Source organism: Ralstonia sp. 22086, from assembly GCF_052045975.1.
GTDB lineage: Bacteria > Pseudomonadota > Gammaproteobacteria > Burkholderiales > Burkholderiaceae > Ralstonia > Ralstonia wenshanensis.
On record NZ_JBQEPZ010000001.1, the window covers coordinates 139,308 to 157,209 of the forward strand.

General features: G+C 58.1%; 17 protein-coding genes. 14 read left to right on the plus strand and 3 right to left on the minus strand.

Annotated elements, in window-relative coordinates; translation table 11 throughout:
- Nucleotide 1: 1 nt before the first annotated feature.
- The 3 genes from tssE to ACTJK6_RS00675 are packed head-to-tail and all read right to left on the minus strand — an operon-like array spanning nt 2 to nt 1,923.
- Nucleotides 2-523 carry a type VI secretion system baseplate subunit TssE gene (tssE, locus tag ACTJK6_RS00665; protein WP_322016827.1) on the minus strand — a complete coding sequence of 174 codons (522 nt, stop codon included), beginning with the start codon at nt 521-523 and terminating at the stop codon, nt 2-4.
- Nucleotides 516-1,352 carry a type VI secretion system accessory protein TagJ gene (locus tag ACTJK6_RS00670; protein ID WP_440838125.1) on the minus strand — a complete coding sequence of 279 codons (837 nt, stop codon included), beginning with the start codon at nt 1,350-1,352 and terminating at the stop codon, nt 516-518. Before ACTJK6_RS00670 ends, tssE begins: the two co-directional genes overlap by 8 nt.
- Nucleotides 1,342-1,923 (minus strand): TagK domain-containing protein, encoded by a 582-nt coding sequence (locus ACTJK6_RS00675; RefSeq protein ID WP_440838126.1) that lies wholly within the window; start codon nt 1,921-1,923, stop codon nt 1,342-1,344. The genes ACTJK6_RS00670 and ACTJK6_RS00675 overlap by 11 nt, the downstream gene beginning before the upstream one ends.
- Before the next feature lie 448 nt (nt 1,924-2,371).
- Between ACTJK6_RS00675 and tssH the strand changes: the two genes are divergently transcribed.
- The 14 genes from tssH (at nt 2,372) to tssJ (ending at nt 17,899) form a co-directional block, all read left to right on the plus strand.
- Nucleotides 2,372-5,071: a type VI secretion system ATPase TssH gene (gene tssH / locus ACTJK6_RS00680; RefSeq protein ID WP_440838127.1), complete on the plus strand. Its 2,700-nt coding sequence runs from the start codon at nt 2,372-2,374 to the stop codon at nt 5,069-5,071.
- A gap of 47 nt (nt 5,072-5,118) precedes the next feature.
- Nucleotides 5,119-5,658 carry a type VI secretion system contractile sheath small subunit gene (gene tssB / locus ACTJK6_RS00685; protein ID WP_260802331.1) on the plus strand — a complete coding sequence of 180 codons (540 nt, stop codon included), beginning with the start codon at nt 5,119-5,121 and terminating at the stop codon, nt 5,656-5,658.
- Nucleotides 5,659-5,707: 49 nt separating this feature from the next.
- Nucleotides 5,708-7,201, plus strand: a complete 1,494-nt coding sequence (gene tssC / locus ACTJK6_RS00690; protein ID WP_440838128.1) for a type VI secretion system contractile sheath large subunit — start codon at nt 5,708-5,710, stop codon at nt 7,199-7,201.
- A 117-nt stretch (nt 7,202-7,318) separates the two neighbouring features.
- Nucleotides 7,319-7,804, plus strand: a complete 486-nt coding sequence (locus tag ACTJK6_RS00695; protein ID WP_027681197.1) for an Hcp family type VI secretion system effector — start codon at nt 7,319-7,321, stop codon at nt 7,802-7,804.
- Between the two features lie 79 nt (nt 7,805-7,883).
- A complete protein-coding gene (locus ACTJK6_RS00700; RefSeq protein ID WP_440838129.1) occupies nt 7,884-8,519 on the plus strand; it encodes a hypothetical protein in 636 nt (211 codons plus the stop codon).
- A gap of 117 nt (nt 8,520-8,636) precedes the next feature.
- On the plus strand, nt 8,637-9,371 hold the full coding sequence (locus ACTJK6_RS00705) for a hypothetical protein (protein ID WP_440838130.1): 735 nt from the start codon (nt 8,637-8,639) through the stop codon (nt 9,369-9,371).
- A 332-nt stretch (nt 9,372-9,703) separates the two neighbouring features.
- Nucleotides 9,704-12,190, plus strand: a complete 2,487-nt coding sequence (locus ACTJK6_RS00710; protein ID WP_440838131.1) for a type VI secretion system Vgr family protein — start codon at nt 9,704-9,706, stop codon at nt 12,188-12,190.
- Between the two features lie 14 nt (nt 12,191-12,204).
- A complete protein-coding gene (locus tag ACTJK6_RS00715) occupies nt 12,205-13,071 on the plus strand; it encodes a DUF4123 domain-containing protein (protein ID WP_440838132.1) in 867 nt (288 codons plus the stop codon).
- A gap of 71 nt (nt 13,072-13,142) precedes the next feature.
- Complete coding sequence (locus tag ACTJK6_RS00720) at nt 13,143-13,625, plus strand: DUF3304 domain-containing protein (protein WP_440838133.1); 483 nt, start codon at nt 13,143-13,145, stop codon at nt 13,623-13,625.
- Between the two features lie 38 nt (nt 13,626-13,663).
- Nucleotides 13,664-15,661 carry a phospholipase effector Tle1 domain-containing protein gene (locus ACTJK6_RS00725; RefSeq protein WP_440838134.1) on the plus strand — a complete coding sequence of 666 codons (1,998 nt, stop codon included), beginning with the start codon at nt 13,664-13,666 and terminating at the stop codon, nt 15,659-15,661.
- A gap of 134 nt (nt 15,662-15,795) precedes the next feature.
- Nucleotides 15,796-16,332: a PAAR domain-containing protein gene (locus ACTJK6_RS00730; protein ID WP_440838135.1), complete on the plus strand. Its 537-nt coding sequence runs from the start codon at nt 15,796-15,798 to the stop codon at nt 16,330-16,332.
- Nucleotides 16,325-16,861, plus strand: a complete 537-nt coding sequence (locus ACTJK6_RS00735; RefSeq protein WP_440838136.1) for an STM2901 family protein — start codon at nt 16,325-16,327, stop codon at nt 16,859-16,861. The genes ACTJK6_RS00730 and ACTJK6_RS00735 overlap by 8 nt, the downstream gene beginning before the upstream one ends.
- Nucleotides 16,855-17,259, plus strand: a complete 405-nt coding sequence (locus ACTJK6_RS00740; RefSeq protein WP_440838137.1) for a DUF1493 family protein — start codon at nt 16,855-16,857, stop codon at nt 17,257-17,259. Before ACTJK6_RS00735 ends, ACTJK6_RS00740 begins: the two co-directional genes overlap by 7 nt.
- 103 nt (nt 17,260-17,362) lie before the next feature.
- Nucleotides 17,363-17,899, plus strand: coding sequence for a type VI secretion system lipoprotein TssJ (gene tssJ, locus ACTJK6_RS00745; protein WP_440838138.1), 537 nt, complete (start codon nt 17,363-17,365; stop codon nt 17,897-17,899).
- Nucleotides 17,900-17,902 lie beyond the last annotated feature (3 nt).

Here is a 17,902-nt window from a genome sequence, read left to right on the forward strand (position 1 = left end):
GTCAGCTCGCGTGAATGGATTTGACGGAAATGCGGCTGGATTCCAGATCGAGGGAGCTTTGCGCGGTGAATGCCATCGGATACGGGTCCATGTGTATCAGCCCGCTGATCTCGAACAGCAGCACGTTGTAGCGGTGTGGCGCGTCTTCCTTTTCCAGCGGGGCAACGACCAAGCTGCTGGGAATCAACCTGGGTTCGAAGTCGAGAATGGCGCGCCGGATGATGTCGACAATGTCGCTCCACTTGTGCTCGGAGAGATACGTACCCGCCACGGCAGGAACACCGTAGTTGATGGTGGAGCTTGCCGCGGCGGCGTATCGGTCGCGGTCGATCTCGTCTTCACGGTTGGTTGTATTCAGCAGGAACGTCAAGTCACGCTGGATGATGGCCCGCATCTGCGAGCGCGTCACCGCATACTCAGATGGGCTCTCCGTGTGCCGCTGCGGTGCGTCATCACGCAGCCGATCGAACAGCGTCGGCAACAGCTGCGTGTTGGGGCGCCTGGGTGTGCGGTACTCACTCATGCGCGTCGCCTATGACCAGGGTAGACACGTCCAGCAGGCCGACATCGCCGGCACTCGTCATCCACGTTTTCTGGCCACGCGCGACGATGCCGGTCTGGCCAACCTCCGACCATTGAGTCTCTCGCGCCAACTGGAGCGCATCGCTACCGCGCTCGGAGCCCGGATAGCGCACCGGCGTAAAGCCACGGCGCACCGTGCCACCTACCAACGTCACTGTGACGGAGCGCCAAACCAAATCCAGCAAATCAACCACCGGCCCCATCGCTAGCTTATGCAGTTGAGAAAATGGCAGCCAGGCATACCGGCCACCGGAGACGATCTCACAGGTTGGGCCGAAGCGCGTGTCACTGTCCGTGATCCAGGCAAACGGCGACCCGTCGAGCGCACCGCGCCTGTCCGGTACTTCAGATAGCGCTTGCTGTCTGTAGTGATCTGCGCCGTCCGTGTCACCCGCCTCGGCGAGCGTAAGTGCATTGCGCAGCGGCGTCATCCAGTCCGGCGATGGCAACAACGCCCCCGGCTCACGCGCGCCTTTGATGACATCGGCCCGAAACACCTCGGCCCGAATCAAGTCCCGGTAAACATGCGCCGTCTGCGCAAAGTCCGGCATCAACTGTGTTGCCACCTGCAATTGCTTGAGTGCACGCGGCCAATCTCCCATCACGCACAGCCATTGGAATAGCTGCCAACGCTCCGAAAACGCGCCAGGCTGCTGAAGCACGCGCACCTCCGCATTCTGCTGCGCCTGGGCAACCGAACCACAGTGCTGCAAAGCCGCAGCCAGACAGGATTTCGAGGCAGGCTCCAAGAGTGGGGTATCAGTTGTCATGGGTATTCGGCTCCTGTGGTTGTGCCGGGGCAGGGTGATACGCGCTGTCCATCGACACGAGGTGATGCTCGCGCTTGGTGAGCGCAGCCGTGATGCCACGCCGCTCGGGTATGGGAATGTCGCCCGCAAAGAGGTGCAGCACGTCCGGCATGGCGGGCGCCGCAAACAGGGGGGCGCTGAGGGAATCGGGTCCGCCGATCAGGCTTTCGATCCGTGCGGGGCCTGCCAGTAGATCCAGCAGATTCTCGTCTTTGGCGGAAGCGCCTGCTGCCATCGGGTCGTCCGTGTGGCCAGCAGGCTGCACAAGCTCGCCTTTGGGCGAGGCAAGATGCCAGTTGGCCTTTGCCAGCTCGGGGTTGCGCAGCACGGCGGCGGCTTCACGGCTGAGTAGCGCCAGAACATCAGTGGATTCAGCCGCTGCATCGGGCAGAGCGGGGAATGGCGCAGCGCTATTGGCGCGCAGGATCGAGAACAGGTCATCCGCACCGGCCCCCCTGAGGGGAGTCTCACTCGCTGGCACTAGGTCGTCAAGGATCCCACCCGTTGAAAGATGGTGTTGCTGGTTGCTCATGATGTCCGCGCCCGCTTCTTCTCAGCAAAACGGCGCCGATCATAGATGCAAACCACCGAATGAAGGAATACACCACTACAAACATGATCTTCTGATTTTGAAAATCAGAATTAAATTGAGTTGGTGGTGTGACGTGGTGTTTGTCTTGTATTCAATTGGTTGCCATGAATATTCCTGGTTTAGTCAATGGCGTCGGTGCTTATATCTGTAAATGCTTGTGCAATTGGTGTCGATGGGGTGGCTATTAGTAAAATTCTTCCGAGTGTTTCGTATTGATGCAGATCCCGATTTCACCGGATATGCCGTGAATCATTGATTGTAAATTGTTGTGTCTATTTTTAGAGGGTTAATTCGATTGCTTTGTTTTCATTGCGTCCAATAACCTAAATAAAGGGAGTGATTTTCTCGGCTGCATTGAGATGCGGGCGGGACTTATAAATAAGAACACATGGACATTTCACGTCAGGCCTTGTTTGGTCGGTTGAATCCGACGCTTTTCAAGGCGATTGAGAGCGCTACCGTTTTCTGCAAACTGCGCGGCAACCCGTATGTCGAACTCGTGCACTGGCTGCATCAGTTGCTGCAAGCCCCGGGCGGCGACATTCAGCGCGTGCTGCGTCACGCGGGCGCAGACCTCCTGGCCTTGGAGTCCGATCTTCTGCGCGCCCTGTCAGCGCTGCCTGCCGGCGCCACGTCCATCAGCGATTTTTCCTTTCAGATCGAGTCAGCTGTTGAACGCGCCTGGGTCTACGCCACCTTGGCCTTTGCAGACGACCGTGTGCGCGGTGCCTATCTGCTGACTGCGCTGCTCAAGACCCCCGAACTTCGTCGCACGGTGCTCAGCATCTCACCCCAGTTCGGGAAAGTTCGTGCGGACGATCTGGTTGAGAGCGTTCCCGCCCTGGTTGCGCAGTCCACCGAAAGTACCGAAGCTGCCTACGACGGCAGCGGCCTGGCACCCGCGGTCCCGGGGGAGGCAAGCAATGCAATGTCCCCCGGCGCTTCGGACAGGAGCGCCCTGGCCCAGTACTGCCGGGACCTGACCGAAGACGCCCGCGCCGGCCGTCTCGATCCCGTCATCGGCCGCGAGCACGAAGTCCGTACCATGACGGACATTCTGCTGCGCCGCCGTCAGAACAATCCGCTGATTACCGGGGAGGCTGGCGTTGGAAAGACCGCCGTAGTGGAGGGCTTGGCCCAAGCCATCGCCTCCGGCGAAGTCCCGCCGAGCCTCGCTGGAGTGCGCCTGTTGAGTTTGGACGTTGGTGCACTGCTGGCTGGTGCCAGTATGAAGGGTGAGTTCGAGGCACGCCTCAAGGGTGTCCTGGAGGAATCCGTCAAGTCTGCCAAGCCCGTGATCCTGTTTGTGGACGAGGTGCACACCCTGGTTGGCGCAGGCGGCCAAGCCGGCACGGGCGACGCCGCCAACCTGCTCAAGCCCGCGCTCGCGCGGGGTGCGCTGCGCACGATCGGCGCCACCACGTGGAGCGAATACAAGCGCCATATCGAGAAGGACCCAGCGCTCACACGCCGCTTCCAGGTTCTGCAAGTCATGGAGCCGCAGGAAGCCAGCGCCGTCACCATGGTGCGCGGCCTGGTGCCGACCTTTGAAACGCACCACAAGGTGTTGATTCGCGACGAAGCCGTGCGCGCGGCCGTCAAGCTCTCACACCGCTACATCCCTTCGCGCCAGTTGCCGGACAAGGCCATCAGCCTGCTGGACACGGCGTGTGCGCGTGTCGCACTGTCGTTGCATGCGTCGCCGGCCGCCGTTGAGCTCCAGCGGCAACGTTTGGCGGGTGCCGAGGCTGAAGCCGCGCTGTTGACCAAGGAAGCCGCCTTCGGTGGGCAAGACAACCTCCGCATCGCCAACGCGGAAAACTCGGTCCGCGAGATCAAGGCCGAACTTGCCCGGGCCGAAGCCCGCTGGCAGCAGGAAGCCGCACTGGCGGCCGGCGTGCTTGCACAACGTCAGGCCATTGCTGAATCTTCGGGCGCGGGCACGGAAGAGTCGATGCGCGCAGCGCTGATGGCGCTGGAATCCGAGCTGGCATCTGTGCAAGGCGAAACACCGCTGCTGCATACCGAGGTGGATGAGACCGTCGTCGCTGCCATCGTAGCGGATTGGACGGGCATCCCCGTCACGCGCATGGTGGCTGACGAAGTCGTGACGGTGATGGCGCTGCCGCAGACGCTAGCAGCTCGCGTGATCGGCCAGGACCACGCCCTCACGCAACTGGGCGAACGCATTCAGACCGCCCGCGCGCTAATGACCGACCCAAACAAGCCTGTGGGCGTATTCCTGTTGGTCGGGCCCTCAGGTGTCGGCAAGACCGAAACGGCATTGGCGCTAGCCGATGCGCTCTACGGTGGGGAGCAGAACCTCATCACCATCAACCTCTCCGAATTCCAGGAGTCGCACACCGTCTCCACGCTCAAAGGGGCCCCGCCTGGCTATGTTGGCTACGGCGAGGGCGGTGTGCTGACCGAAGCCGTTCGCCGTCGCCCATACAGCGTCGTACTGCTTGACGAGGTGGAAAAAGCTCACCCAGATGTGCACGAAGTCTTCTACCAGGTTTTCGACAAGGGCTACATGGAAGACGGGGAAGGGCGCCACATCGATTTCAAGAACACTATCCTGCTACTGACGAGCAATGCCGGGTCGGACCTGCTGGCCGGCCTCTGCGATGACTCCACGCTGATGCCCGAGCCCGCCGCGCTGCGCGATGCGTTGATGCCCGAGCTGCGCAAGGTGTTTCCGGCTGCGTTCCTGGGCCGCCTGGTGGTCGTGCCCTACCTGCCGCTCGCGGCAGAGAACCTCCGCCGCATCGTGCTTCTTCACCTCGATCGCGTGGTCACTCGCATGCGAGAGCAGCACGACATTGCGCTTACCTATAGCGACGCCGTGGTGTCCCACATCGTCGAGCGCTGCCCGGTGGGAGAGACCGGCGCGCGTCAGCTCATCAGCTTCATCGAGCAAATCATCCAGCCGCAGTTGGCCAAGCTCTGGCTCGGCGCGCTGGCCGAGAAGCGTCAACTTCTGGCCATCGACATCCGCCTGGGCGACAGCGCTGAACTGTTCTACCACCCCCAATACCTTCCCGGCCGTACCACCACGCCGGCGATTCCCGCAGCCGAATCGGCCTGAGGCCGTGCGGCACCTCAACCCTTCCATGTAACCCACTGGGGAGATTCATGTCCGTTGTAAACAGCTCGCAGAAATTCATCGCACGCAACCGCGCGCCGCGTGTGCAGATCGAGTATGACGTCGAAGTCTATGGCTCGGAAAAGCGTGTCGAGTTGCCCTTCGTCATGGGCGTGCTGGCGGACCTCTCGGGCAAGCCGGCTGAGCCGCTGCCGCCTGTTGCCGACCGCAAGTTCCTCGAGATCGACATCGACAACTTCGATGAGCGGATGAAGGCCATGAAGCCGCGCGTGGCGTTTGCCGTGAACAACACGCTAACCGGTGAAGGCCAACTGATGGTCGACATGACTTTCGAGAGCATTGAGGACTTCTCGCCTGCCGCCGTGGCCCGCAAGGTCGATGCCCTCAAGCAGCTGCTCGAGGCTCGCACGCAACTGGCGAATTTGCAGACCTACATGGACGGCAAGTCGGGCGCCGAGTCGCTCATCAACCAACTGCTGCAAGACCCGGCCTTGCTGCAAGCGCTGACCAAGGCGCCGAAGCCCGAGGCAGCCCAAGCCCCTGCGGCCGCCGACTCTGCCGAGTCCTGAAACACGCGATTTCGCACATTCCTGAATTCCACCTTTGAGCGAGCAATCCATGGCCTCCGCACAACAACGTCAACACCAGATCGCTACAACGGCTGATCAGTCGGACTTCGCGTCGCTGATCAACCGCGAGTTCTCCCCCAAGACCGATGAGGCCCGGGAGGCCGTCGATCTCGCCGTCCGCACCCTGGCCGAGCAGGCGCTCGCCAGCACCTTCACGATGAGCGACGATGCCTACAAGAGCATCGAGGCCATCATCGGCGCCATCGACAAGAAGCTCTCCGAGCAGATCAACCTGATCCTGCATCACGAAGATTTCCAGAAGCTGGAGTCCGCTTGGCGTGGCCTGCATCACCTCGTCTCGAACACCGAGACGGATGAGAAGCTGCGTATCCGCATGATGGACATCTCCAAGGCAGAACTGCGTCGCACGCTGCGTCGCTACAAGGGTGTGGGCTGGGACCAAAGCCCGTTCTTCAAGCGCATCTACGAAGAAGAGTATGGCCAGCTCGGCGGCGAACCGTATGGCTGCCTGGTCGCCGATTACTACTTCGATCACACTCCGCCCGATGTGGAGCTGCTCGGATCGCTCGCCAAGATCTCGGCGGCGGCGCACGCGCCGTTCATTGCGGGTGCATCGCCTTCCGTGCTGCAGATGAATTCGTGGCAAGAGCTGGCCAACCCGCGCGATCTGTCCAAGATATTCCAGAACCTGGAGTACGCACCGTGGAACGCGTTGCGCAACTCGGAAGACGCACGTTACGTTGGTCTGGCCATGCCGCGCTTCCTGTCGCGCCTGCCGTATGGCATCAACACCAACCCCGTTGATGCCTTCGACTTTGAAGAAGACACGGACGGCGCCGACCACCGCAAGTACGTGTGGAGCAACGCGGCCTACGCGATGGCCGTCAACATCAATCGCTCGTTCAAGCAATACGGCTGGTGCACGCTGATTCGCGGCGTGGAGAGCGGTGGCGTGGTCGAGAACTTGCCATGCCACACCTTCCCGACGGACGACGGCGGCATCGACATGAAGTGCCCAACCGAGATCGCCATCTCCGACCGCCGCGAAGCCGAGCTGTCGAAGAACGGCTTCATCTCGCTGGTGCATCGCAAGAACACCAACTACGCCGCCTTCATCGGTGCGCAGTCACTGCAAAAGCCGGCGGAGTACTACGATGCCGATGCCACGGCCAATGCCAACCTGTCGGCACGCCTGCCTTACCTGTTCGCCTGCTCGCGCTTCGCGCATTACCTGAAGTGCATCGTGCGCGACAAGATCGGCGCGTTCAAGGAGCGCGAAGACATGCAGCGCTGGCTGAACGAATGGATCATGAACTACGTGGATGCCGATCCGGCCAACTCCTCGCAAGACACGAAGGCACGCCGCCCATTGGCTGCCGCTGAAGTGGTGGTGGAAGAGCAGGAAGGCAACCCGGGCTTCTACAGCGCCAAGTTCTTCCTGCGTCCGCACTTCCAGCTCGAAGGCCTGACCGTCTCGCTGCGCCTGGTGGCACGCCTGCCGTCGGTTAAGGAAGCGGCTTAAGTACGAACCCATCCAATCGAATCCAAGACAGCACCCGGCGGACCTGTTACCGGCAGGTCCGTGGGGACTGTTTCGGCTTTTTGTTTGTAGTCCCTCTAATAACCAAGGAGCTTTGCAATGGCACAGGACATCTTCCTGAAGATCAATGGTATCGACGGTGAATCGCAAGACGCATCGCACAAGAACGAAGTGGAGGTGCTGAACTGGAGCTGGAAGATCGAGCAGCTCTCGACCATGCACTCGGGCAGTGGCGGCGGCGCTGGCAAGGCCACCGTGTCGGATCTGACCTTCGAGCATCACATCGACCGCGCTTCGCCCAACCTGATGAAGTACTGCCTGACCGGCAAGCACATCGATCAGGCCACGCTGGTGGTGCGTGAGGCTGGCGGCAACCCACTGGAGTTCCTGAAGATCACGATGAGCGATGTGCTCGTGACACAAGTGGCGCCGGGCGGTTCCACCGACGACAAAGTCCGCTCGCGCGAAATCGTGTCGCTGTCGTTCGCCAAGGTCAAGCAAGAGTATGTCGTGCAGAACGCCCAAGGTGGCAGCGGGGGCGCCGTGACGGCTGGTTACGACATCAAGGGCAATAAGGAAGCTTGATGACGGTTGCCCGTCCGACGCAAGTGATGGACGGGCAATGCTTCTTACTACTAAGGGGAGAGTTACAGAAGTGAAACGAATGACAATTCTGGCAGCAACCGTGCTGCCACTGTTGGTGCTGAATGCGTGTGCGCCTGTTACCAAGTCACTGTACTCCGAGATCTCGCAAAAGGAATACAAGGACTACACGGAAAACGTGAGCCAGATTCTGGTTGCGAGCAATGGGTCGAAAGTCGTCGTTCTTGGCTCGGAATACCACTACATCATTGATACCCCACCTGGCCTGGTTGCGGTGTTGGACTCGCCGCTGCACCCAAAGGTGCAAGCTCAGATGGACCAGTTCAAGGTCACGCCTACCGCGGACATGACGGGCAGCTTTACGTTGGTTCTGCCGGGCAACGCCGGCAGCGAAGACCAACAACGTGCACAGTCGCTTGGCTTCTCGAAAGGCGCCGATGGGCACATGACGCAGACGTTCCTGCTGAGCGGCAAGCGTTACAGCGCCAAGGGCTTTACGCTGCCTTCAGCGCTTGCCAAGAAGTTCAACCAGACGTACAGCGTGCAGATTCGCGAAGAGTTGCCTACGGGAGGCAAAGCTGCATTGGTGCTGCTCACACCTCTGGCCATCGCTGCCGACGGTGTGCTCAGTCTTCTTGCGGTTCCGCTGGTGCCGCTGGGTCTTGCCGGTCTCGCGACAGTATCAGCCATGAACTGATGGATGTAGGAGGCGCTGTGCGCCATACATGTGTGGCGCACAGCCATCCAAGGTCTACATTCAACTCCCGCGCTTCAGAAACCGATGTTTCATGATTGCCTTCCAAGCATATCCACCGTGCACCTTTCAACACTAATTCGCAATCTGTTTTCCAATCACCTGACGCGCCCGCTTGTGATTGGGCTACTGGCTGGTTTTGTATCCAATGCCGAGGCATTTGAATGCCAGCCTGTAGGCTCCGAAATGACGGGCGCGTATCGCTTGACCTCTCCCCGTGAGGCCGCTTCGTTCATTTCTCTGAATGAGGATGGGAAATTCGAGTTTGCGCTGGCTTATGGGAGCGTTGATGCATATGCTCGCGGCTGCTGGAATCAGCAGGGGGATGTTGTCGATCTGACATCCAAGCGAAAGGTTCAGAACGTGTTTCTGATGAAGCACTGGGAAGATGGTAAACCCGTGGAACCTACCCGAGATGCCACACCGGATGACCATGGCTCAGGTGGTGATTGGACGTCTATTGGTTTGGTGCTTGGTGCTCAAGATGGGGAAATCTGGTTGGAATATGCAGACGGAGTTTTATTTCACAAAAAATCAAAGAATTTTACGGCTGAATTCGAGCGTAGGAACATGCCGCCGATTAGCCGTGTCGGTGTTTCGATAGATAAAGATTCGCCTCCGATATGGATCAATAATAACGATCCTGGATGTTATCAGTTTGTTATCACATCCGATGACGATGAAACACTTCGACCAAACGCATTTAGTCAAATGAAACTAAACGTCAGACGGCCGGATGCTCTACAGGTTGAGGATGGTAGCCTGAGAGGGCGGATATACCAGCGAGACTATTAATGTTTCGGCGTCGATGGTAAACGCAAGGCAGGCAATAACCCACTGTCGATCAGGTCACATTTTTCCGTCGTGCGCGACTAGCAATTAAAATCAAGCCGCTTTCCAATAAAAAACCTCATTAGCTGTGGGCCCGCCAATGGACCATCGGCTGGTGGCTACTTGTGCAAACGGATGACGTTTCCACCGGATAGGGAGTGCGTCGTCACATTAGTCGCTGACGCTAGTTGCATGTGTTCCAGTTAATGTCCACTGCTCAAAAATTTTTCACAGCGGTGATGCTGCCAGCAGTGGCACGTATTCAAATCAGTTCTGCACGTTAAGACAGGAGAACAATGATGGGTTCGCGTCTAAGCACCCCAGGCTTGGGTAGTCACCGCACCGTCACGGTCAAGGGCTCGGGGCTTCCCGAAGTATTGGGGCAGCCCGCACTGACCGTTGTGCGTGTCACGGGTCGGGAAGGATTGTGCGACCTCTTCGAATACGACCTGGAACTCAAGACGGCGGATGATCGCAACTTCCTCTTTGGACCAGGCGGCAACGTCGACAAAGAGGCGTTGGAAGGCCGCGAACTGACCATCGAAATCGAACTGGATGGTGTTGGGACTGGGTTGACTAGCGGTCGGGGCGCCGGCAAGCGAGAGATCACTGGTTTGGTGACGCGCATCGTCGGTCCGATTCCTGAAGGTCGCCATTTTGTCTACCGCTTCGTGCTCCGTCCTTGGCTCTGGCTCGCCACGTTGACCAAGGACTACAAGATCTATCAGCAGAAGACCGTCATCGAGATTTTGGATGAGCTGCTAGCCGACTACAGCTTTCCAGCCGAGAAGCGACTCAGCCTGGTTCAGTATCCGACGCGCGAATTTCAAGTCCAGTACGGCGAGACGGATTTCGATTTCTTCCAGCGCTTGACCCAAGAGTGGGGCATCGGTTGGTTCTTTGAGCACAGTGACGGGCACCACCGGCTGGTTCTGACTGACGGAAATGGGGCCTTCCGCAAGTTCAAGAGCGATGCGTATCACACCATCAAGTGGTATTCGAGCGCAGATCGCGTGGATGAGGAGCATATCTCCGACTTTACCGTTGTCGACCAACTGGTGACTGGCAAGTGGCGCACCAATGATTACGACTTCGTCAAACCGCGCGCGGACTTAACCGTCAAGACACATCAGCCGCGCGAGACGGGGCACCGCGATCAGGAAGTCTACGAATGGCCGGGCGACCACGCTCAAGCTGCCACAGGCAACGACCCATGGCAAGACGGTCACATGGTCGCCCGCATTCGCATGGAGGAGCTGCGCCAGCATGGCCTGCGTGCCTATGGGCGAGGGAACTTGCGTGGTGTCGTACCCGGGTGCACCTTCACACTTGCGCGCTACCCCGAAGACAAAGCCAATTGCGAATATCTGATCTTTGCAACGACGCTCAAGCTTGAAGATGTGCCCGAAGAGGCGGGCCAGCGCCAGCAGTGGCGTTGCGAGGTTGAATTCGAGGTACAGCCGACCTCCGAGACGTTCCGCCCAGACAGGATGCAACCGAAACCACGCACCACAGGTCCACAGATGGCCACCGTGGTGGGGCCAGAAGCTCAGGAGCTTTGGACCGACGAGTACGCTCGCGTCAAAGTCCACATGCACTGGGACATGTACGGCCAACGCAACGAGAACAGCTCCTGTTGGGTGCGTGCCGCCTCGCCATGGCATGGGGATCAGTACGGTGCCATCCAGATTCCACGTATCGGTCAGGAAGTCATTGTCGACTTTCTGCACGGGGATCCCGACTTGCCGCTGATTGTTGGGCGCGTGCCCAACCAGATGAATATGCCGCCGTGGAACCTGCCAGGCCAACAGGCGTTGTCTGGTTTCCGTTCCAAGGAAATCGGCGGCGGCCAGCATAACCACTTGGTGATGGACGACACGCAGGGACAGATTCAAGCGCAATTGTCGTCCGACTATCTGCTGTCGCAACTGAGCATTGGCCACATCACCCGTATCCCAGATTCGGGTGGCCGAAAGGACAAGCGCGGTGAAGGGGCGGAACTGCGTACCGATGGCCACATGGCGCTGCGCTCCGCCAAGGGCACGTTGCTCAGCACGGAGGCGCGCCAGAATGCCCGGGATCATGCGTTGGACATGCGGGAGACCATCGCTCGCCTGAAGGAAGCGCTCAGTATTGCCGAAACCTTGCATGAAGCCTCATCCAGCGTGCAGGCCCAGGTTGACGAGCAGAAGGGCGTTGCGGATGCCATTCAAGCGCAGAACGATGCCATCAAGGGCTCGGGCGAAGCATTGGGAGAACTGACATCTCCCCATGTCGTGGTGTCGAGTGCCGCCGGCATTGCCGCCACTGCGCAAGAAAGTACGCACCTGCACAGCAAACAGCACACCTCATTGACCGCGGGGGAGCACTTGTCCTTCAACGTGGGCAAGAGCTTTCTTGCCAGCGTAAAAGACATGGTGTCCATCTGCGCTCACAAGCTTGGCATCAAATTGTTTGCCAGCCGCGGCCCCGTGGACATCCAGTCGCAGAACGACTCCATGAATCTCCTCGCCAAGCTAGGCATCAGCATCGTCAGCACCGAAGACAGCATTCGCATCATCGCCAAGAAGGAATTGCTGATTGGCGGGGGGGGCAGCCATACCCGATACAACGCCGGAGGCATTACCCATCTGACAGACGGGAAATACATCGCCCATGCAGCCAACCACGCCTGGCCCGGCGAACAGAGTCTTCCCATGGAGATGCCGATCACGCCCAAGCCGGTGTGTATTGAGTGCCTGATCAAGGCCATGAAAGCGGGTAGCGCGCTCGCGGTTGTCTGACCTGGGGAGAAGACATGTACTTTGCCGTTGATGCCGCGAGCGTCCCAGACACCACCGCCAAGCTAGTGGAGCTTATCCAAAGCAGCCCCAAAGCCAATTGGACTGCCGTTGTCGATCGCGCGTTTGACCACGGTCATGCCCCGTACACCTATCCCGGCTTGTCGGAGGCGCTGTATGCCTGTGATGAACTGGATGCCCTAGCGGAGGTGTCGCCGCTATTGATCCCGTTGAACACAGGGCGACCAGAGTCCCTTCAAAGCCAACTGTGGGATCTCGTTGAGCACTGTTCTGGGCGGCCGATGCTCAGCCTTGTCGCATCCGCCAAGACAGCGAAAGAGCTCATGTCGAACTGGCAGAGGTGCGTGCGAGTAGTCACCACCGATGGGCAAAAGCTGATGTTGCGCTTCACGGATACGCGAGTGTTGCCGGCCTTGCCAGAGATTCTTTGCAAGGAATCGTGGGCAGCGCTCGCCCATGAGTTGGCAGCGTGGTGGTACGTCGATCGGAGTGGGTCTCTTGCTCAGGTCCAGCCTGTCGCGGCTGACATGCCACCACAGCTTCCGATTCTGGTCGACAAGCGCGAGTTCAACCGGTTGATGGATTGGGGCGAACCGGATGCGGTGATCGACGCGATATTCACTCAACGGCCCGCAATGCTGCCGACCACAGGCAAGGCTGAATTTTTTAAACGCATCGCAGCAGTATGCAAATTCGCTCGCGAGAAAGAGATTGAAGCGTTTCCGGATGTTGTGAGCCTGGGGATATTCGACACCTTGGTTGAGGGAAAGGCTCTCACCAACCCGAAACTACTCAAGCTTGCAGCAGAACGAAGCTGGCAAGACGGCCAGATCATGGAAGTGCTGACCGATCTGATCGATTAATGCCTCACGCTTGATTGGCTGGTCAGACAGCCGACCGCTAACAACACTCGCCACGAGACGAAGATCTATTCATGAACTATCGAATGCTATTGCGCATTGTTGCTGTTTTGTTTTCCACGCTGCTGTTTGCTGGCTGTGCTGGCAGCAGCGGCATCTCAACAGATCGATCGGACAGGTTTGTCTACGCCACCATTGGCGGCGTGAACCATACCGATATGTATATGGATTGGTTCTCAATTGACGGCCATGGTGGGGCGAACATGCGAGCGTATGCGAGCACATCGGGCGTGTGCTGCATCGGTGTTCCCCGCAGCTATCGACCTGGCATGACGGTAACGGTCGAGTGGCAAGCCCGGGACAAGAATGACAAGCCGATTCGAAAAAGCAAGGTAGTCGAGGTCGAGCCATATACCGAGGCAGGAACAATCTACGCGCACATTTTCCCGAATGATGCGGTTCGAGTGGTCGTTTCAGCTTGGTATGACGCAACTAGCTCCAAGCACCCCATCCCATACCCCATCAACCCCAATCGGAAGCAGGGGGCCCAACAATGACCAAGCCAATAGGCGCTCCTATTGCAGCGCCTGACCGTATGCAGTCAATCGACCCCGCCATTCTGTGCGATGTGGCGATACCAGAAATGGGGCCAGTGCTCAATGTACGACGGGCATTCGAGTTCTGCGACCCGCTGACATGCCAGACCGTGGTCAATGTTGGGCTGTTCTTCGATGGCACGAACAACAACATGGAGCGCGATTACAAGCGTCCCCCGCCCGCGAAGCGCTACCACAGCAATATCGTGCGCTTGCATAACGCGTATCCCGATGAAGATAGCAATGCGGTGGGCGGTGCGGAGAAGTTCTATCGCTTCTACATGCCCGGCGTTGGCACCCCTTTCCCTGAAATCGGCGAGCACGGTGAAAGCACCTTCGGCCGCGCCTTTGCCGCAGGCGGGCAGGCACGCATTCTGTGGGGCGTCTTGCAGGTCTATAACGCTGTGCATCGGGCAGTCTTTGACGGTCGGTTCATGATGTCAGAAAAAGTCATGGCCGAAAAAATCAAAGACTACGAAAGCAAAGTCGATCACCGCCAGAACGACGGCGTTTCCCCCGATGATCCGGCGCTGGACCGCAAAGGCTGGTTTGCCAAGCTCACGCGTGAGCTCACACAAAAGCTGGAACACCAGCTCGCCCTCAAGCCCAAGCCCGCCGTACCGCTGGTGTCGCTCTCCGTGTTTGGCTTCTCGCGCGGCGCAGTGCAAGCGCGCGCCTTCTGCTACTGGTTCCAAGATGTGCTGCAAGACGGCAAGTTTGCCGGCATCGAAACAGAAATTCGCTTTCTTGGCCTGTTCGACTCGGTCGCCACCGTTGGCTCCAGCGACTCCATCAACAAGACCACGCCGCTAGCCAAATGGATGCTCGACGGCCATTCTGGTTGGGCCGCCGAAATTCTGAAGCCGCTGCCGAAGGTGGTGAAAAAAACCGTTCACTACATCGCCGCGCACGAGCAGCGCATGAACTTCCCCGTCACGCGGGTCAAGGGCGGCAATGTAGAAGAAGTGCTGTACCCCGGCATGCACTCCGACGTGGGCGGGGGGTATGGCGCAGGGGATCAGGGCAAGGCGCGCAACGGCCTGTCATCGCTTATGTCGCAGATTCCGTTGCTGCACATGTACAAGTCCGCTTTGCTGGCCGGTGTGCCACTGCTCACCTATGACCAACTGCAAGGTGACATCAAGGAAGACCTGCAGGTCGATCCGCAAATGCTCCAAGCCTGGAAACGCTACATGGACTGGAGCGGCAACAAAGGCGGTGACTTTGATGAAGAGGTCTACCGCCACTACACCTGCTACTTCCGCTGGAGAGAACAGATGCTCTACCGGCTCGAGCAACAGCCTTTCTACCTTGCTGGCAGCCCGCAGGACCAAGCCGATCTGCAAGAGTCCAACAACCGCCTGAAAGGCGACCTGGTTGTCGCCCGGCAGCGGACACAAACCTTTGCCACGCCCTACGCCGGCTATGAGCGGGGCAACCCATTGGAGCAAGCCGAGCGGGAAAAAGACCGCGCCCGGCGCCAGAAGGAGTATGCCCAGGCCAACCTGATGCAGCAGCGCGCCGCCATGGCGGGTCTGCCGCTCTTCCCATTTGAAATCTTTGCACTCAAGTTTTTTGACCAGCCCCAGGGTGTGCCAAAGGGGGCAGGCGACTTGCCCTCCGACTACGTTCACGACTCTCTGGCGGGCTTCTACCTGGCGGGTGCTGTCACGCAGCTGGACCAAGACATCGACATCATCCGGGTCTGCCGACTGGTTGCGCGCGGCGAGAAACTGAGTGGTTGGGATACGAATGTCTACAAGCCCAATAAGGAAGGCATCGACAATCTTGCTGCGCAAAGCCTCAACTGTGGCTGGTCGAAAGAAGACGAAGAAAAGGGTAAGCGCCCGCCGGTTTTGGAAAACGCCAGCTACCCCGTACAGACCGATGAATATGTGGGCGATTTTCGTATGTGGGTCATCCGGGTCCAAACCGATTCGCGCCGCGAGGGCGGCGGCTATTTGCGCGCCCGGGCGAGTTTCATGCCGAAAGACTAGGGCGGTATGTTTTGTCAGGAACACGTGTCGAGAGTGTTCGCACCGTCGCTCCACAGTCACCCACTGTGGTTTGTTCTCCAAGCCGGCAACGGAACAGGCTTTAACCGAGCCATCTGCCGTCGAGAGTCAAGACTATGCAAATAACTGGCTGGATCTGCCAAGGCGACACCGCAGCATGCAGCGCGGTTGTCATGGATGGCATTCCCGAGAGCAGCGCGCGTGGGCGCCCAATCAGTTACGTAGGTGCGCGCATGAGTTGCGACCATCGTTGCGTCATTGCTGAAGGGCAGTCGACCATGAACATGCGGGGCAAGACGCTCGTGCTCAATGGTTACAAGACAACAAAAGGGTGTCCGTTGACATCGCAGTTGAACCATCAGACTGGTCATGGCGATGTGTCGGAAGCGCCAATACACACGGGCTACTTTAAAGACGCTGGCGGGCAATGGGTGCCCATGAAATTTGACGAGAGCATTCAATTCAAGAGTGCGGAGGGCACACCGTTGGCCGGCATGTATTACAGCATCCTCATGGAAGATGGCAGCCAACACTCGGGCGTGACAGACAAGCAGGGTTATACCCAACGAATCGAGACGGCAGGCAAGCTGAAGATGATCCGCGCAAAACTCAGCCCAGATGGCCCAGTTTCCGGAGAGTTCGGGGGTGAGTGATTACGTAGACAACCCGTCTCGTGTGTGGAGTTTTGATTTTTCAGATACCTACACAACGTCGGAAGGTATTGGGACCTCTTCAAGGCAGGTCCAAGTCCCGGTAGTCAATCTCTACAACTACAAGGATCTGGAGAACATCACCCGAGAGGAGCTTTTTGTATGGGTGCTGATTGATCAAATATTGGAGCACTTCACCGGTGTTGACATTGCCGCGGCCGCTGCGGTGATAGCGGGTCGGCCATACATACCAACGAGGGCAAAATTTGTTGGTGCGACAGAGGGAACATCTGTCTTATCGGTAATTTCCAGGAAAGCCCTGAATAAGACGATGCCATTTCGATTGCCAACGATTACCGGGAAGTCACTTTCCACGTTGAAGATTACGATGACGAACCGGCTAGGAGCCTGGGTGGGGAGAACAGTCCCAATTGTTGGTTGGGTGATCTTGCTATACGACGTAGAGGAAATTATTCGGTGCGCCTTGGTTGATTACAACAAGTTGGCGAAATCCGGGGATAAATTATGGTAGGTGATTCGATTTGGTCGAGGCTTGAAAAAATTGCCAAAGAGCATCGTGGGTATCGTATTTTTTCATTAAAAAAGCCGGTCGAAATTAGGCCGAATACGAGCGTGGCCGATGATCTTGGTTTGCACGGTGAGCTTGCGGAAGATTTCCTAGAAGATTTGACAATGGCTTTTCCTGAGTTCGAGCTTTTTGATGGGAGGGGTGATTTCTGTTTTGACAACTATTTCCTTTCTGAAATAAGTCAGCACTTCATGCCTGGTTTTATTTATTTGTTTTATCCAAAATTAAAAAAATCGGACGCAGAAACGAAGTTTCCGCTGACGCTGGGCATGCTCCAGGATGCGATTTCAAGAGGCTACTGGGAAAGTGCCAGATATGCGAACGAGAACGGCGGAGATTGAGTTGGGTGTGTATAAGCCAATGCGTTTAGGAAATCGAGAGGTCATGGAACATATCAGGATGAAGCAGCCCCTATCCTTCCCGATTGTGGTGGGAGCGTAGGTCATGCTTCTCTACACACGGTGCCGCCGTGTCCGTCACCACCACGGTTTCATTTCGTTGGTGTACGCCGCCCTTGCATTGCTTGCCGGCTGCGCCAGCTCGCCCCCACAGAACGAGCAGATGAAGCTCGATCTCGAGATCGAGGCCAAGTCGACGGTGAATCCAGACGAAAAGGACCGCGCCTCGCCGGTACTCGTGCGCGTGTACGAGCTCAAGAGCGACAACGTTTTCGAGAGCGCTGACTACTTCTCGCTCGATAAGAACGACAAGACGCTACTGAATCAGGACTTGCTGGTGCGAGACGAGTTCATCCTCCGCCCGGGCGATTCGCGTGACATCGAACGGAAGCTGAACCCTGAAACGAAGTCGATAGGCTTTCTGGTGGGCTATCGCGATTTGGGCAAGGCCACCTGGCGTGTCGTGCACAAGCTGCCACCAGCGCCGGAGGTAGCGTGGTATCGGGTTGTCGTGCCGGCGCGCAAGATCAAGCTGCAAGTGCTCCTTGACCAACAGAGCATCACATTAACCAAGCCTGACTGAATT

What these genes read in the sequence shown, in the direction of transcription:
- ACTJK6_RS00720 (WP_440838133.1), top strand. Translation starts at nt 13,143, where the DNA reads ATGAACTATCGAATGCTATTGCGCATTGTTGCTGTTTTGTTTTCCACG.
- tssE (WP_322016827.1), bottom strand. Translation starts at nt 523, where the DNA reads ATGAGTGAGTACCGCACACCCAGGCGCCCCAACACGCAGCTGTTGCCG.
- ACTJK6_RS00715 (WP_440838132.1), top strand. Translation starts at nt 12,205, where the DNA reads ATGTACTTTGCCGTTGATGCCGCGAGCGTCCCAGACACCACCGCCAAG.
- ACTJK6_RS00730 (WP_440838135.1), top strand. Translation starts at nt 15,796, where the DNA reads ATGCAAATAACTGGCTGGATCTGCCAAGGCGACACCGCAGCATGCAGC.
- tssH (WP_440838127.1), top strand. Translation starts at nt 2,372, where the DNA reads ATGGACATTTCACGTCAGGCCTTGTTTGGTCGGTTGAATCCGACGCTT.
- tssJ (WP_440838138.1), top strand. Translation starts at nt 17,363, where the DNA reads ATGCTTCTCTACACACGGTGCCGCCGTGTCCGTCACCACCACGGTTTC.
- ACTJK6_RS00675 (WP_440838126.1), bottom strand. Translation starts at nt 1,923, where the DNA reads ATGAGCAACCAGCAACACCATCTTTCAACGGGTGGGATCCTTGACGAC.
- tssB (WP_260802331.1), top strand. Translation starts at nt 5,119, where the DNA reads ATGTCCGTTGTAAACAGCTCGCAGAAATTCATCGCACGCAACCGCGCG.
- ACTJK6_RS00670 (WP_440838125.1), bottom strand. Translation starts at nt 1,352, where the DNA reads ATGACAACTGATACCCCACTCTTGGAGCCTGCCTCGAAATCCTGTCTG.
- tssC (WP_440838128.1), top strand. Translation starts at nt 5,708, where the DNA reads ATGGCCTCCGCACAACAACGTCAACACCAGATCGCTACAACGGCTGAT.
- ACTJK6_RS00740 (WP_440838137.1), top strand. Translation starts at nt 16,855, where the DNA reads ATGGTAGGTGATTCGATTTGGTCGAGGCTTGAAAAAATTGCCAAAGAG.
- ACTJK6_RS00700 (WP_440838129.1), top strand. Translation starts at nt 7,884, where the DNA reads ATGACAATTCTGGCAGCAACCGTGCTGCCACTGTTGGTGCTGAATGCG.
- ACTJK6_RS00695 (WP_027681197.1), top strand. Translation starts at nt 7,319, where the DNA reads ATGGCACAGGACATCTTCCTGAAGATCAATGGTATCGACGGTGAATCG.
- ACTJK6_RS00725 (WP_440838134.1), top strand. Translation starts at nt 13,664, where the DNA reads ATGCAGTCAATCGACCCCGCCATTCTGTGCGATGTGGCGATACCAGAA.
- ACTJK6_RS00710 (WP_440838131.1), top strand. Translation starts at nt 9,704, where the DNA reads ATGATGGGTTCGCGTCTAAGCACCCCAGGCTTGGGTAGTCACCGCACC.